At 57.6% G+C, this 15447-nt stretch carries 13 protein-coding genes and 1 tRNA gene; 10 read left to right on the top strand and 4 right to left on the bottom strand.

Translation table 11 applies throughout. From position 1 onward, the window contains the following. The first annotated feature begins 2 nt into the window (after window positions 1-2). From CW267_RS20635 to CW267_RS20625, 3 genes are all read left to right on the top strand, one after another. The gene (locus tag CW267_RS20635) at window positions 3-278 is read left to right on the top strand and encodes an oxidative damage protection protein (protein WP_100781268.1); all 276 of its coding nucleotides are present in this window, start codon (window positions 3-5) and stop codon (window positions 276-278) included. Between the two features lie 48 nt (window positions 279-326). Beyond that, a complete protein-coding gene (gene mltC, locus CW267_RS20630) occupies window positions 327-1409 on the top strand; it encodes a membrane-bound lytic murein transglycosylase MltC (protein ID WP_096834923.1) in 1083 nt (360 codons plus the stop codon). Between the two features lie 191 nt (window positions 1410-1600). After that, window positions 1601-2854 carry a nucleoside permease gene (locus CW267_RS20625; RefSeq protein ID WP_100781267.1) on the top strand — a complete coding sequence of 418 codons (1254 nt, stop codon included), beginning with the start codon at window positions 1601-1603 and terminating at the stop codon, window positions 2852-2854. A 43-nt stretch (window positions 2855-2897) separates the two neighbouring features. Here the strand turns inward: CW267_RS20625 and CW267_RS20620 are convergent, their stop codons facing one another. Further along, a complete protein-coding gene (locus CW267_RS20620; protein WP_008806477.1) occupies window positions 2898-5036 on the bottom strand; it encodes an ornithine decarboxylase in 2139 nt (712 codons plus the stop codon). 419 nt (window positions 5037-5455) lie between these two features. Here CW267_RS20620 and CW267_RS20610 point away from each other — a divergent pair, with 419 nt between their 5' ends. The 4 genes from CW267_RS20610 (at window position 5456) to CW267_RS20595 (ending at window position 9567) form a co-directional block, all read left to right on the top strand. Beyond that, entirely contained in the window at window positions 5456-6169 is a 714-nt protein-coding gene (locus CW267_RS20610; RefSeq protein WP_008806478.1) for a DUF554 domain-containing protein, read from the top strand. 105 nt (window positions 6170-6274) lie between these two features. Continuing rightward, window positions 6275-6350: transfer RNA gene (locus CW267_RS20605), tRNA-Phe, on the top strand. A 680-nt stretch (window positions 6351-7030) separates the two neighbouring features. Beyond that, window positions 7031-8407, top strand: coding sequence for a pyridoxal-phosphate dependent enzyme (locus CW267_RS20600; protein WP_016161835.1), 1377 nt, complete (start codon window positions 7031-7033; stop codon window positions 8405-8407). Between the two features lie 11 nt (window positions 8408-8418). Continuing rightward, a complete protein-coding gene (locus CW267_RS20595; RefSeq protein ID WP_008806488.1) occupies window positions 8419-9567 on the top strand; it encodes a trans-sulfuration enzyme family protein in 1149 nt (382 codons plus the stop codon). Here the strand turns inward: CW267_RS20595 and CW267_RS20590 are convergent, their stop codons facing one another. Then, the gene (locus CW267_RS20590; RefSeq protein WP_023298220.1) at window positions 9568-10479 is read right to left on the bottom strand and encodes a LysR family transcriptional regulator; all 912 of its coding nucleotides are present in this window, start codon (window positions 10477-10479) and stop codon (window positions 9568-9570) included. 97 nt (window positions 10480-10576) lie between these two features. Here CW267_RS20590 and CW267_RS20585 point away from each other — a divergent pair, with 97 nt between their 5' ends. The 3 genes from CW267_RS20585 (at window position 10577) to CW267_RS20575 (ending at window position 11997) form a co-directional block, all read left to right on the top strand. Continuing rightward, the gene (locus CW267_RS20585; protein WP_012540553.1) at window positions 10577-11179 is read left to right on the top strand and encodes a short chain dehydrogenase; all 603 of its coding nucleotides are present in this window, start codon (window positions 10577-10579) and stop codon (window positions 11177-11179) included. Between the two features lie 86 nt (window positions 11180-11265). Next, complete coding sequence (locus CW267_RS20580; protein WP_012540552.1) at window positions 11266-11610, top strand: hypothetical protein; 345 nt, start codon at window positions 11266-11268, stop codon at window positions 11608-11610. Window positions 11611-11808: 198 nt separating this feature from the next. Next, window positions 11809-11997: a hypothetical protein gene (locus tag CW267_RS20575; RefSeq protein ID WP_008806492.1), complete on the top strand. Its 189-nt coding sequence runs from the start codon at window positions 11809-11811 to the stop codon at window positions 11995-11997. A 196-nt stretch (window positions 11998-12193) separates the two neighbouring features. Here CW267_RS20575 and CW267_RS20570 read toward each other — a convergent pair whose 3' ends face one another. Next, window positions 12194-13375 carry a PLP-dependent aminotransferase family protein gene (locus tag CW267_RS20570; RefSeq protein ID WP_100781266.1) on the bottom strand — a complete coding sequence of 394 codons (1182 nt, stop codon included), beginning with the start codon at window positions 13373-13375 and terminating at the stop codon, window positions 12194-12196. 145 nt (window positions 13376-13520) lie between these two features. Beyond that, window positions 13521-15386, bottom strand: coding sequence for a bifunctional glutathionylspermidine amidase/synthase (gene gss, locus CW267_RS20565; protein WP_008806494.1), 1866 nt, complete (start codon window positions 15384-15386; stop codon window positions 13521-13523). Window positions 15387-15447: the final 61 nt, after the last annotated feature.

Here is a 15447-nt window from a genome sequence, read left to right as displayed (position 1 = left end):
TTATGAGCAGAACCATTTTTTGTACTTTCCTGCAGCGTGAAGCGGACGGCCAGGATTTCCAGCTCTACCCGGGCGAACTCGGGAAGCGCATTTACAACGAAATCTCCAAAGAAGCCTGGGCGCAGTGGCAGCATAAGCAGACCATGCTGATCAACGAGAAAAAGCTCAGCATGATGAACCCGGAGCACCGCAAGCTGCTGGAGCAGGAGATGGTGCAGTTCCTGTTTGAAGGGAAAGACGTGTATATCGAAGGCTACACGCCGCCGGAAAAACAGTAAGGGCCCTGCGGCCTTTTAAAAACAAACACAACACGCACGCCCGGAATGATGAAAAAATACTTAGCGCTCGCGCTGATTGCGCCGTTGCTCGTTTCGTGTTCCAGCTCCAATAAAAAAGGCACCGAATACAACGAGGCCTGGGTCAAGGACACGAACGGATTCGATATCCTGATGGGCCAGTTTGCCCATAACATCGAGAACATTTGGGGGTATAACGAAGTCCTGCTCGCCGGGCCGAAGGACTACGTTAAATATACCGATCAATATCAAACCCGCAGCCACATCAACTTTGATGCCGGGACGATCACCGTCGAGACCATCGCGGGCACCGATCCGCGCGGACGACTGCGCCAGGCGATCATCAAAACGCTGCTGATGGGCGATGACCCCAACTCCATTGACCTCTATTCCGACGTCGATGATATTCAGATCTCCAAAGAGCCGTTCCTCTATGGTCAGGTGGTGGATAACACCGGCGCGTCGATTCGCTGGGAGTGGCGCGCCGCGCGCTACGCCGATTATTTGCTGCAAACCCGCCTCAAGAGCCGCAACAATGGCCTGCGCGTGATCTACAGCATCACCATTAACCTGGTACCAAACCACCTCGACAAACGTGCGCATAAATACCTCGGCATGGTGCGCCAGGCCTCGCGTAAATACGGCGTTGATGAGTCGCTGATCCTTGCGATTATGCAAACAGAATCATCGTTTAACCCCTATGCGGTGAGCCACGCGGATGCCATGGGGCTGATGCAGGTCGTCCAGCACAGCGCGGGGAAAGACGTCTTCCGTTCGCAGGGCAAATCCGGCCTGCCGAGCCGCAGCTATCTGTTTGACCCGGCGAATAACATCGATACCGGCACCGCTTATCTGGCGATGCTGAGCAATGTTTATCTCGCCGGCATCGATAACCCCACCTCGCGTCGCTACGCGGTGATCACCGCCTATAACGGCGGCGCCGGCAGCGTACTGCGCGTGTTCTCCAGCGATAAAGTCCAGGCGGCGAACATCATTAACAGCATGGCGCCAGGCGACGTCTACCAGACGCTCACCACCCGCCATCCGTCGGCCGAATCGCGCCGGTATCTGTATAAAGTTAACACTGCGCAGAAAAGCTATCGCCGCAAATAACCCCCCTCTCTTACAGGCCCGGACATCGCACTGGGCCTCTCTTTTTTATAGGACATACTTCGTAATATCTTTTCGATTTTCTGCGGCAGTTAACAGAAGCTTCTCACCCCTGAATGATAGAATCGCATCAAAATAACGGTGGTTATGTTATTTAATAAACATAACAAGCCCACATTCGTGAGGATAAATACATGAATCTTAAGCTGCAGCTAAAAATACTGTCGTTCCTGCAGTTCTGCCTTTGGGGGAGCTGGCTGACCACGCTCGGCTCGTACATGTTTGTCACGCTGAAGTTTGACGGCGCGGCAATCGGCGCAGTGTATAGCTCGCTCGGCATCGCCGCCGTCCTGATGCCAACGCTGCTCGGCATCGTCGCCGATAAATGGATCAGCGCCAAATGGGTATACGCCATCTGCCACCTGGTCGGCGCGTTAACGCTGTATCTGGCGGCGCAGGTCACCACGCCGGGCGAGATGTTCCTTGTGATCCTCCTCAACTCGCTGGCCTATATGCCGACGCTGGGGCTGATTAACACCATCTCTTACTATCGCCTGCAGTCGGCGGGGCTGGATATCGTCACCGATTTCCCGCCAATTCGTATCTGGGGCACCATCGGCTTTATCCTCGCCATGTGGGGCGTCAGCTTCTCGGGCTTCGAACTGAGCCATATGCAGTTGTACATTGGCGCGACGCTGTCGGTCTTGCTGGCGCTGTTCACCCTGACGCTGCCGCATATTCCGGTCGCCAACGCCCAGCGCAATCAAAGCTGGACGGAGATGCTGGGGCTTAACGCCTTTGCGCTGTTTAAAAACAAGCGCATGGCTATCTTCTTTATCTTCTCGATGATGCTCGGTGCCGAACTGCAAATCACCAATATGTTCGGCAACACCTTCCTGCATAGCTTCGATAAAGATCCGCTGTTTGCCGGCAGCTTTATCGTCGAGCACGCGTCAGTGCTGATGTCGATTTCGCAGATCTCCGAAACGCTGTTTATCCTGACCATCCCGTTCTTCCTTAGCCGCTACGGCATTAAGAACGTGATGCTGATTAGTATCGTGGCGTGGATGCTGCGCTTCGGCCTGTTCGCCTTTGGCGACCCGACACCGTTCGGCACTGTACTACTGGTGCTGTCGATGATCGTCTACGGCTGCGCCTTCGACTTCTTCAACATCTCCGGTTCGGTGTTCGTTGAGAAAGAGGTTCGTCCGGAAATCCGCGCCAGCGCCCAGGGAATGTTCCTGATGATGACCAACGGCTTCGGCTGTATTCTTGGCGGGATGGTGAGCGGCAAAGTGGTTGAGCACTTTACCGTCGAGGGGATCACTGACTGGCAAAGCGTGTGGCTGATTTTCGCCGGTTATTCGCTGGTGCTGGCCTTTGCCTTCGTGGCGCTGTTCAAATACAAACACGTCAGACAACCGACCGCCGCCCATCAGAGCGCGTGATCGTCAAAAGCAAAACGCCCCGCCTGTTCAGCGGGGCGTTTTTTTATCCCTTCAGCACGTAGCCATACAGCCGCTTAATGCCATCCGGATCCGTCTCGCTGTAAACCCCCTGCAGCTCCGGTGAGAAGCCCGGCAGCATATTGACCCCCTCCTCCAGCGCGAGGAAATAGCGCAGTACTGCACCGCCCCAGATCTCGCCGGGCACCACGCATAATACCCCCGGCGGATAGGGCAGCGCCCCTTCAGCCGCGACGCGGCCTTCCGCTTCGCTCAGACGCACCAGCTCCACGTTGCCGCGGATAAATTCGCGGTTAGCATCCTGCGGATTCATCACCACGCGCGGGAAGCTCCGTTTACGGAACATCTCCTTTTGCAGGCTCTTCACATCAAAGCTGACGTACAGATCGTGCATCTCCTGGCACAGCTCGCGGAGGGTGTAATCGCGATAGCGCACCGGATATTTGTTGTAGATGGTCGGCAGCACGTCAGCCAGCGGCGTATCCGACTCAATATGCTGTTCGAACTGCCCCAGCATCGCCACCAGCTGCGCCATTTTTTCGGCGCTCTCCGCCGGCGTCAGCAGGAACAGAATCGAGTTGAGATCGCACTTCTCCGGCACGATGCCGTTTTCACGCAGATAATGCGCCAGAATGGTCGCCGGGATGCCGAACTCACTGTACTCCCCGCTTTCAGCGTCAATGCCCGGGGTGGTCAGCAGCAGCTTGCACGGGTCGACAAAATACTGGTCGTCCGCATAGCCCTCAAAACCATGCCAGCGCGCGTCGGGTTCGAAGCTGAAGAAGCGGCGCTCCCGGGCGATCGCCTCGGTCGGGTGATCCTGCCATGGACGCCCCGCCACCACTGGCGGAATAAAGGGCTGGATCATCTTGCAGTTAGCGATGATCGCTTTCCGCGCCTCAATGCCCAGCGCCACACACTCGGCCCACAGGCGGCGGCCGCTCTCACCTTCATGAATTTTGGCGTTGACGTCCAGCGCGGCAAACAGCGGATAGAACGGGCTGGTGGAGGCATGCAGCATAAAGGCGTTATTCAGCCGCTTGTGCGGACAGAAACGCGCCTGGCCGCGCAGATGGTTATCCTTTTTATGGATCTGCGACGTCTGTGAGAAGCCGGCCTGCTGCTTGTGCACGGACTGGGTGACAAAAATACCCGGATCGTCCGGGGTCAGCTCCAGCAGCAGCGGCGAGCAGTCGGCCATCATCGGGATAAACTGCTCATAGCCCACCCACGCCGAGTCGAACAGGATGTAATCGCAGAGGTGGCCTATTTTATCCACCACCTGGCGGGCGTTATAGACCGTGCCGTCGTAGGTCCCCAGCTGGATCACCGCCAGACGAAACGGGCGGGAGGCATTGGCTTTCTCAGGCGCCGCTTCGCGGATGAGATCCCGCAGGTAATGCTCATCAAAGCAGCGCTCGTCAATGCCGCCGATAAAACCGAACGGATTGCGCGCGGCTTCAAGATAGACCGGCGTCGCCCCCGCCTGAATCAGCGCCCCGTGATGGTTTGACTTGTGGTTGTTACGATCGAACAGCACCAGATCGCCGCGGGTCAACAGCGCATTGGTCACGACTTTGTTGGCCGCCGAGGTGCCGTTGAGGACGAAGTAGGTTTTATCCGCATTGAACACTTTCGCAGCGAACTTCTGCGCGTGCTTGGCCGACCCTTCGTGGATCAGCAGATCGCCTAATTTCACGTCGGCGTTGCACATGTCGGCGCGAAAGACATTTTCGCCAAAAAAGTCATAGAACTGACGGCCTGCAGGGTGCTTTTTGAAAAACGCCCCGTGCTGATGCCCCGGACAGGCAAAAGTGCTGTTATCCATCTCGACGTACTGGGTCAGAGTATTGAAAAACGGCGGCAGCAGACGCGCTTCATAATCACAGGCCGCCGCCTCCAGCTCCAGCCACTCCTGATCTTTACCGGCGATCACCGCCTGCACCCCCTCTGGCCTCTCGACCGCCGTCTCACTCAGCAGGTAGACCGGCAGATTAAATCCGCTGCGTCTGAGGAGAGCAAGGATGCCGCTGCGACTGTCCGCCGCGGTGATGACGACTGCCGCCACATCGGTAAAATCGGTACTGTCCAGCGCCACAACGCGACGGTGGGTGGACAAGCGGGTGACCAGCTCGCAGCTGGCGGCAATGTGCATGGATTTCATAAGCGCAAATGCCCGTATCGGGAGTGTAAAAATCTCAGACAAGGAAACCTTGCCCAACGATGTGTCCGGGTCTGACGGATTTCAGCTCCGACCGCCGGACATCAGTAAAAGCAGACGCGTCCGATCTTACTGTTGCCCTACAGTGAGCATACGTGTCCTTCACCGCATGGTGAACAGAGGAGTAAGCGTAGCAAGATGAGGCAGCCCGCGCATCTGTGCGCGACGTCGCTGGCGAGATAATGGCAGTGTCGTCATCGGCGGCCTCATATCAGGGAGGAGAAAATTCGCGCAATCATGGCACCTTTCCCGAACAGGCGCAAGATGAAAACCGTATGCACTTATATCACGGATACACAAGCTTTCACGGCGGGTTAACGTCATAATAATGCGGTTATCAGGGATATTTAACAGGAGTCAGCGTGGTTACAGGACCTTTTATTAACGCCAGCGCGGTGCTGGTCGGCGGTGTGCTGGGTGCCTTGCTCAGTCAACGGTTGCCGGAACGGATCCGCACATCAATGACCTCAATTTTTGGCCTGGCGTCATTAGGCATCGGCATTTTACTGGTCATTAAGTGCGCCAATCTGCCAGTGATGGTGCTGTCGACCCTTGTGGGGACGCTGCTCGGCGAAATATGCAATATGGAAAAAGGCATCAATACGCTGGTCAGTAAACTCCAGCAGTTGATGTCAGCGAAAGGCAAGAAAAAGGCTTCGGCTCATGAGTCTTATATTCAGAGCTATGTGGCGATTATCGTCCTGTTCTGCGCCAGCGGCACCGGCGTCTTCGGCGCCATGCGCGAAGGGATGACTGGCGACGCCAGCATTCTGATTGCTAAAGCGTTTCTCGACTTTTTCACTGCCACCATTTTCGCCTGCACCCTGGGCATTGCCGTCGCCGCCATCAGCGTGCCGATGCTGCTCATCCAGCTGACTCTTGCGGCCTGCGCGGCGATCATTATGCCGCTTACTACCCCGATGATGCTGGCGGATTTCAGCGCCGTCGGCGGTATGCTGCTGGTGGCCACCGGGCTGCGCATCTGCGGGATAAAAATGTTTGCGGTGGTGAATATGCTGCCTGCGCTGGTGCTGGCGATGCCAATTTCAGCGGCCTGGACGCTGTTTTTTGCCTGAAGACGCGTGCTTTTAGCGCAATGTGGTGATAGATTGTTCAGTCTGCTGCAAAACAGATAAATTTCGTTGACGAGGCGCGGCGATTACGGTTTAATGCGCCCCGTTGCCCGGATAGCTCAGTCGGTAGAGCAGGGGATTGAAAATCCCCGTGTCCTTGGTTCGATTCCGAGTCCGGGCACCACTTATTCAGAGAACCCAGCCTATGGCTGGGTTTTTGCTTTTCTACGACCGGACTCTCCATCGAACTCCATTCGATTATTCGCCGCACAGCGGCTCACCCCTTCGGGGCCAGCGCGACACGCGCGCTGTTCAACGCCTGCGGCGTTAGTCCGAGTCCGGGCACCACTTATTCAGAGAACCCAGCCTATGGCTGGGTTTTTGCTTTTCTACGGCCGGACTCTCCATCGAACTGCGTTCGATTATTCGCCGCACAGCGGCTCACCCCTTCGGGGCCAGCGTGACACGCGCGCTGTTCAACGCCTGCGGCGTTAGTCCGAGTCCGGGCACCACTTATTCAGAGAACCCAGCCTATGGCTGGTGTTTGCTTTTCTGCGCCCTATATCTTTGGGTTTCTACCACGCCGTATCCTCTGTGCCATTAAGACCTATTCCCCATAGAATCTTTTCGAAAATACATTTTCAGATATCAGATAACACGCTGATTAAAATCGCCATTTTCTCGCCAAAAGCGGCTAAAACGCCCTTTTCTGGCAATCGATCCACCCAGGTGGCTACCCTGCTTTCCCTCCAGATGGCCAAATAGCATCTTATATTCCATTTGACGCTAACAGGCAGAGAAATGTTCTTTAAATTACCGTTTTCACAGCTCTACCATGCAAAAATATCTTAAACGAGTGGGTAAATGGTTATGTCACTGTTTCATTCCGTGAGCGACCTGATCGGTCATACTCCCCTGCTCCAGTTGCACAAACTGGATACCGGCCCCTGCAGTCTGTTTTTAAAACTGGAAAATCAGAATCCCGGCGGGTCAATTAAAGATCGCGTTGCGCTGTCGATGATTAATGAAGCCGAGCGCCAGGGAAAACTGGCGCCCGGAGGAACGATAATCGAAGCCACCGCCGGCAACACCGGCCTCGGCCTGGCGCTGATCGCGGCGCAGAAAAATTACCGGCTGATCCTGGTGGTGCCGGACAAAATGAGCCGCGAGAAAATCTTTCACCTGCGGGCGCTGGGCGCGACGGTGCTGCTCACCCGTTCCGACGTCAATAAAGGCCATCCGGCCTATTATCAGGATTATGCCCGCCGCCTTGCCGATGAAACGCCGGGCGCCTTTTATATCGACCAGTTTAATAACGACGCCAATCCGCTGGCCCATGCCACCTCCACTGCGCCGGAGCTTTATCAGCAGCTGGAGGGCGATATCGACGCCGTCGTCGTCGGCGTCGGCTCCGGCGGTACGCTGGGCGGGCTTCAGGCCTGGTTTGCTGAACACTCGCCGAAAACGGAATTTATTCTCGCCGATCCGGCGGGTTCCATTCTTGCCGATCAGGTCGATACCGGACGCTACGGCGAAACGGGATCCTGGCTGGTCGAAGGGATCGGCGAAGATTTTATCCCGCCGCTGGCCAGGCTGGAGGGGGTACATACCGCGTATCGCGTCAGCGACCGCGAAGCGTTCCAGACTGCGCGCCAGCTGCTGCAGGTCGAGGGCGTGCTGGCCGGCTCTTCCACCGGCACCTTGCTCAGCGCCGCCCTGCGCTACTGCCGGGCACAAAGCCGTCCGAAACGGGTGGTGACCTTCGCCTGTGATAGCGGCAATAAATACCTGTCCAAAATGTTCAACGATGACTGGATGCGCCAGCAAGGACTGATCGCCCGGCCCGAACAGGGCGATCTCAGTGATTTTATCGCCCTGCGCCATGACGAAGGCGCCACCGTCACGGCCGCGCCGGACGACACCCTGGCCGCAGTCTTTACCCGCATGCGGCTGTATGACATCTCCCAACTGCCGGTGCTGGAGGATGGCCACGTGGTCGGCATTGTCGATGAGTGGGATTTGATCCGCCACGTACAGGGCGATCGCCAACGCTTTTCCCTGCCGGTCAGTGAAGCGATGAGCCGCCATGTTGAAACTCTCGATAAGCGTGCGCCAGAGAGCGAACTGCAGGCTATTCTCGATCGCGGTCTGGTGGCGGTGATCGCTGACAACGCGCGTTTTCTTGGCCTGGTCACCCGCAGCGATGTACTAACCGCCTGGCGTAACCGAGTCGCACAATAAGGAATTTTTTTATGTCATCTATCCACACCCTGAGCGTACATAGCGGAACCTTCACCGACAGCCACGGCGCAGTGATGCCGCCGATTTACGCCACCTCCACTTTTGCTCAGCCGGCGCCGGGGCAGCATACCGGCTATGAATATTCCCGCAGTGGGAACCCTACCCGCCACGCGCTGGAGACGGCGATCGCCGACCTGGAAAACGGCACGCGCGGCTACGCGTTCGCCTCCGGGCTGGCCGCCATCTCCACCGTGCTGGAGCTGCTGGATAAGGACAGTCACCTGGTGGCGGTCGATGATGTGTATGGCGGCACTTACCGCCTGCTGGAAAACGTGCGCCGCCGTAGCGCTGGTCTGCAGGTGAGCTGGGTGAAACCCGACGACCTGAAGGGGATTGAAGCGGCGATCCGCCCCGATACGCGCATGATCTGGGTGGAAACGCCCACCAACCCGCTGCTGAAGCTGGCGGATCTCAGCGCCATCGCCGCCATCGCGCGACGCCATAACCTGATCAGCGTCGCCGATAACACCTTCGCCTCGCCGGCGATCCATCGCCCGCTGGAGCATGGATTTGATATTGTGGTGCACTCCGCGACCAAATACCTCAACGGCCATTCCGATGTCGTCGCCGGCCTGGCGGTGGTTGGCGATAACTCCGAGCTCGCGGAAAAGCTTGGCTATCTGCAGAATGCGGTAGGCGGTGTACTCGACCCGTTCAGCAGCTTCCTGACGCTACGTGGTATCCGTACCCTGGCGCTGCGGATGGAGCGCCACAGCGCGAACGCGCTGCAGCTCGCCGAATGGCTGGAACAGCAGCCGGAAGTGGAGCGAGTCTGGTTCCCCTGGCTGGCCTCGCACCCGCATCATCAGCTGGCGCGCCAGCAAATGGCGCTGCCCGGCGGCATGATTTCGGTGGTGGTGAAGGGTGATGAAGGTTACGCCGAGCGCATTATCAGCAAGCTGCGCTGGTTTACGCTTGCGGAGAGCCTGGGCGGCGTGGAGAGTCTGGTGAGCCAGCCCTTCAGCATGACCCATGCCTCGATCCCGCTGGAGAAACGTCTGGCGAATGGCATCACGCCCCAGTTGATCCGCCTGTCGGTGGGGATCGAAGATCCCAACGATCTGATTGCCGACTGGCAGCAGGCGCTGCGGGAGGAGTGATTATTCCGACGCGCGGGTCATTGTCAGCGCGTCGGCCATTCCCTGCTGAAGATGGGCAATAAACTGCGTCAGCTTCGGCAGGGGCCGACGATCCTGGCGCCAGAGCAGATGCACGGGTCTCGGCTGCGGGGTCCAGGCCTCCAGCACCCGCACCAGGCTGCCGCTGGTCAGCGCATCGGCCAGCAGCACCTCCGGCTGCATCAGCAGCCCGGCCCCGGCGATTGCCGCCTGGCGCAGCGCGTAACCATCATTGCAGCGTAAAATCGCATCGCGTTTCCAGCGCACTTCCCCCTCTATGCCCGGCAGTCGCCACTCATTGCGGGCGGTCCAGACCGTATGGGACAGGCAGAGATGATCGGCGAGATCCTCTGGCGTCCCGGGGGTCCCGTAACGCGCCAGATAAGCCGGCGCGGCGCAGATCACCATCCGATACGGCGCCAGATAGCGGGCCACCAGATCCTCCTGATGGATCTCGCCAATCCTGATCGCCAGATCGACCCCCTCATCCACCAGATCGACCATCCGGTTAGTCAGATCCAGTTCCACCCGGACCGCAGGCCAGGCCTGCAGGAAGGTGGCGGTCAGGGGCGCGATCACGCTGGCGCCAAACGAGGTGGGGGCGCTCACCCGCAGGGTGCCGGCGGGCGCCAGCCGCAGCCGCTCGACCGCGCTTTCGGCGATGGAGACCTGCTCCATCACCCGTTTCGCTTCGTCAAAATAGACCCGCCCGGCGTCGGTGAGGCTCTGGCGTCGGGTGTTACGCTCCAGCAGACGCGTCGCCAGCTGGCTTTCCAGCTGGGCGATATATTTCCCGACCATCACCGCCGACAGCCCCAGGCGCGACGCCGCCCCGGTAAAGCTGCCGCACTCCACCACGGCAATAAACGTCTCCATCCCTCGCAGCTTATCCATATTGCTAACCTCTGGTTAGTAATGTTCTAACTTTTAGCCAGTTTATCCGATATTCGTTTTATTAAAGAATAGCGTCTCACCTCATCAGGAGACAGCCATGAAAATTATCGTTATCGGTGCCAGCGGCACCATCGGTCGCGCGGTCAGCGAAGAGCTGAGCCAGAGACATGACGTTATCCGCGTCGGCCGCACCCGGGGAGATTATCAGGTGGATATCACCTCGCAGGAGAGCGTCGAGGCGCTGTTTGCCCAAACGGGCGAAGTAGATGCGATTGTCTCCACCACCGGCAATCTGCACTTTGGGCCGTTAAGCACCATGACCGACAGTCAGTTCAACCTCGGGCTGCAGGACAAACTGCTGGGGCAAATTCGCCTGGCGCTGATCGGGCAGCATTTCCTGCGTGACGGCGGGTCGATTACTCTGGTCAGCGGTATTGTCGCCCAGGAGCCCATTGCTCAGGGGGTCAATGCCACGACGGTCAACGCCGGTCTGGAGGGCTTTGTGCGCGCCGCCGCCTGCGAACTGCCACGCGGGATCCGCATCAATCTCATTAGCCCCACCGTGCTCAGCGAGTCGCTGGCGGCCTACGGCGACTTTTTCCCGGGCTTTGCCAGCGTCCCCGCCGCCGCCGTGGCGCAGGCCTATCGTCGCAGCATTGAAGGCGTTCAGACCGGCCGCATCTACCCGGTCGGCTACTAGCCTGCGCCGGCCCGCCGGGGCCGGCGCTTACATCAGGCCGTCATTGCAGGTACACTGACGGCTGATTGTCTCCGACCGAAAAACTGATGTTGAAAAAATTACCTTTTATTATCCCGCTTTTGGCGCTTATCGCGCTGCTGGTCTGGTGGTTCACCCCGCATTACACCGCAGATGAAGAAGCCTACTACCGGGCAGTCTTTTGCATGATCGATCATGACGACAGCCGCCAGTTCCTCCACGATATGCAAAATATCGTCGAAGGGGGAAATTCTGACTATGCATTGCATAAAACCCATTACCTGCCGGCGCTGGGGCAGCGGATGCTGGACACCTGGCGCCAGCTCAGCGCGCAGGAGCAGCAAACACTGGGCGAAGATCGGCAGCGCTGTGGCGAGATATTGCGCGAAAAACAGCAGGGAAAATCATCCTGATGGGGGCGAAATCGCAGTATATCTTCAGCGTCGAATGAGATTGTGCTGTTGGTAGCCAGATGACCGCCATAAAACACCCCGCTCTTGCGGGGCCGCGATATGACGTTTTTTTCTGCTGCGACATACTATAAAAAGTAGTTGATCTGGTACGAACTAACTCTTATTTTGCTTCTCAGTTTTCAAAATGAGATAAAACTGATGCCAGTCATTATTGCCAGTAGTATTAAAGAAGCCAACGCATTGATTAACGGTGGGAAATACAGGGAAATTATTCTCAACTTCGATATTGATGCCGATGACTTTTTCTCTCTCGCCAGCCATTCTGCTGGGACAAAAATCTCCATCTCCGACCGAAACGATCGCTCTCCGGTAAAATCAGAAAAATAATTAACCCGCGAGGGACATTTATGTGGTTGTTTATTGGCACCTTTGCGGTTGCTTTTCTCGCAGCGCTGATGCTGGTCTGGCTGGATGACCGGATCGCCGAGACAGATTGACCCTGGCGCTGGACGCTAACGTCAGTTCCTCCCGCTCTCGCCGCGAAGGGCTGTGCGCCGTCGTTACGCGGCGCACAGCAGAGTCATTACAGGGAGGCCGCCAGCCGCTCAACGGCCGTCAGCAACCCGGCCTCAGACACCGTGGAGTAGGAGAGACGCAGAGTACGGGTATCCGGCTTATCGTGATAGAACGCTTCGCCAGGAACGTAGACTACGCCGTTTTCCAGCGTTTTCTTCATCCATTCCATGGTATCGAACGGATAGCGGAAACGCGCCCACAGGAACATGCCACCCTGCGGGCGGCTGAATTCCAGGTGCTCGCCAAGGCGGCTTTCCAGCGCGTCGGCCAGCGCCACACACTTCTTGCGGTAGTCTTCGCGAATCAACGCAATCTGGTTCTCCAGCCGGTTCATGCCAAGGTACTCCGCGGTGATCACCTGCGACAGCATATTGGTATGCAGATCCGCCGCCTGCTTGACGATCACCGTCTGCTGCGCCAGCCAGACCGGCATCACGGCCCAGCCGATGCGCATCCCCGGCGCGAGGATCTTCGAAAAGGTCGAGGTGTAGACCACCTGATCTTCACAGCCCAGCTCAACCGCGTGCTGATAGAGCGGGCGTCGAACGGCGTCAGTGAAGCTAATTTCGCCATAGGGATCGTCTTCCAGAATGACGAAGTCATATTTTTTCGCCAGTTCAACCAGGCGACGACGACGCGTCTCGCTCAGCGTTTTGCCGCCGGGGTTGCCGAACGTCGGCACCAGATAAACGGCTTTGACGCGGGTGGTCTCCAGCAGGTCGGCCAGTTGCTCCACCAGCATCCCGTCATCATCGGTGTCGACACTGAGAATATTGGCCTGCGCCAGCTGAAACACCTGCAGCGCCGCCAGATAGGTGGGACGTTCAACGACGATAGTGTCACCTGGATCGAGCAGCGTACGAGCAACGATATCCAGCGATTGCTGCGAGCCGGAGGTGATATAGACCTGAGCGGGAGAACAGGTCACGCCACGGGAGTGACAGATTTCACTCACCGCCTGACGTAGCGGCGGGTAGCCCTCCGTCAGACCGTACTGGAATGCGTCATGAAAACGTTCGCTCATCACCTTCTGCACCGCCAGCTCCAGGCCTTCGGTATCAAACAATTCCGGGGCCGGAATGCCGCCGCCAAGCGAGATCACGCCGGGCAGTTTACTGTGCTTGAGAAGTTCGCGGACGGCGGAGGGCTTGAGTTCACCCGCGCGGGCGGCGAGACGCCGATCGTGCATACTATTTTCCTTTTCTGTCTTGTTGTTGTGTTAATTATCTTCGCTTCGTTGCAGGTGTTCCCCGGCGGCGCTGACCATGCCGGGGCTATCCTTTTCTGTACGTTGTCACCCGGACAGGGGTATGCCGCTACCCGGGTTTCGCACGTCATGCTTTGTCTTTCAAAACGATTAACGGCTCGATATCGCTCTCTTTTTTCACCACCAGCGACGAATCGCCGCGCAGGCAGGTACCGCCGTAGTTACCGCCGACGGTAAATGTGCACACCTGAATGTACTTACCGTCCACTTTCGGCAGGCACCACAGCTGCTGGTAGATATTCTTGCGATCGACAAACTGGCCGCTGGTCTTATCCAGAACCTCATCCTGAGGACCGATCAAATCGATATTGTTCCCGCAGCGTCCGGAAATGGGCTTCACGGCATAGCCGGTTTTCGCCAGCTCGTCGTTAACCACAAAATCGGTATCCAGCAGATAGCGATGATGCGGGAACAGCGACCACAGCACTGGCAGAATCGCTTTGTTGCCCGGGATCACCGTCCACAGGGGTTCGAATACCAATACTTCAGGACGCAGCAGGACGTCAATCAGCCGCACCTCATTCTGCGGATGTCCGGTACGAATCGGCACCGCCGCGTACTCATCGGCGCTGACTTCGCGCACCTGCTCAATGGCGGTTTCCCATGCCCAGGTTTTCCAGACGCAGTTGACCAGCCGCCCGTCAGCGTCAATCAGCTGGCCGGCAGCGTCCCAGCGCAGCTCATCAAGGCCAAAGAGAATTTTGCTCTCAAAACCGGCCTGGGTCAGCGAACGCTGAATAAATTTCGCGTGGTAATTCTCTTCCAGATCCTTGTCCTGCATGATGTGGACGAAGGGCCGCGCCCGGCTGTGTTTCCACGCCCCCGCCAGCTCATCGAGCAGACCTTCCGCCGGATTGTGGCCGGTGCCGTAGTAGCCCTGCTTCAGCCACTGCTCAAGGATCAACCCGCCTTCGGTATGGCAGGAGGCGGAGTCGGCATTGTATTCGTACACCTTCAGCCCGCGCTCGTCCATGCAGAAATCCATGCGCCCGGTGATCATATGATGACGACGGCGCTGCCAGGAGAGACGCAGACGCGGCCAGAGGATTTTCGGGATATCAAACAGCGCCAGCAGGTTATCATCCTTCATCACCTTATCGGTGGCGTGCAGATACATCAGGTGTAGCTCGTTAGTGGCTTTGATCAGCTCCTGTTCGGCGCTTTCGCTGATGGTGAAATACTGGTAGGGATCCTGGTTGATGAAATGGCCGTTGGCCGCCACGTAGGCTTTCTGCAGCGGATCTTTCTCGTTCAGCCATTTGCCGCGGAACTGGCCGTTGTTCGGCAGCCGCGCGCCTTTGATCGCCATCGCCTCGCCCGGCAGCACCGGCTGCGGCAGGCTGTGTTCGGTATCGGCGGTCTGGATCATCCAGCCTAAAATTTCGGTATCGGTAAAGGTATCTTTGATGGTGTACCGGCCGGCGTTGACCTCGAGGGTCAGCTCGCGGGTCCACTGCTGGCCCTGCGGCAGCGGCGAGTGAATGACGTTCTGCTCGGCGATACGCACTTTATTGCCGACAAGCTGGGTGATCACCGCGACGTGGCCGGTGTGCTTAAACTCGCCTCCCTTCTGCCAGATCAGTAACGAACCGGCGATGGGCGGACGGCGGGAACCGTTGGCGAAGGCCTGCAGCGGCAAAATATTGTCATTGACCACTTCACGCAGGAAACGCAGGGAGAAGATTTCATATGCCATCCCCACATCGGTAAAGACAAACCCGTAGGTCAGGAACAGAAAGCGGCGTGCAAACTCGACGCACTGCCATTTATGCCCCATATACTCATTGCCGATGTAGCTGCGAAACGTCGCATCATCCGGGTAGTCTTGCGGATTTAAGCTACTGTAATTCGATGAATAAATCGCCACGCCGCCGGGCGCGTAGCCTAACAATGTCCCAAACGGGGCGTCACTGCTTGTCGATCCTTTGCTCATTTAGCCTGACCTCAAATTAATGCAGCCCGGGCAGTTGGCGAAACAAAACTCCCTCTTCTTA

The organism is Klebsiella sp. X1-16S-Nf21, from assembly GCF_002837615.1.
GTDB lineage: Bacteria > Pseudomonadota > Gammaproteobacteria > Enterobacterales > Enterobacteriaceae > Klebsiella > Klebsiella variicola.
The sequence above is the reverse complement of the archived record's forward strand: the minus strand, read 5'-3'. Positions and strand labels throughout refer to the sequence as shown.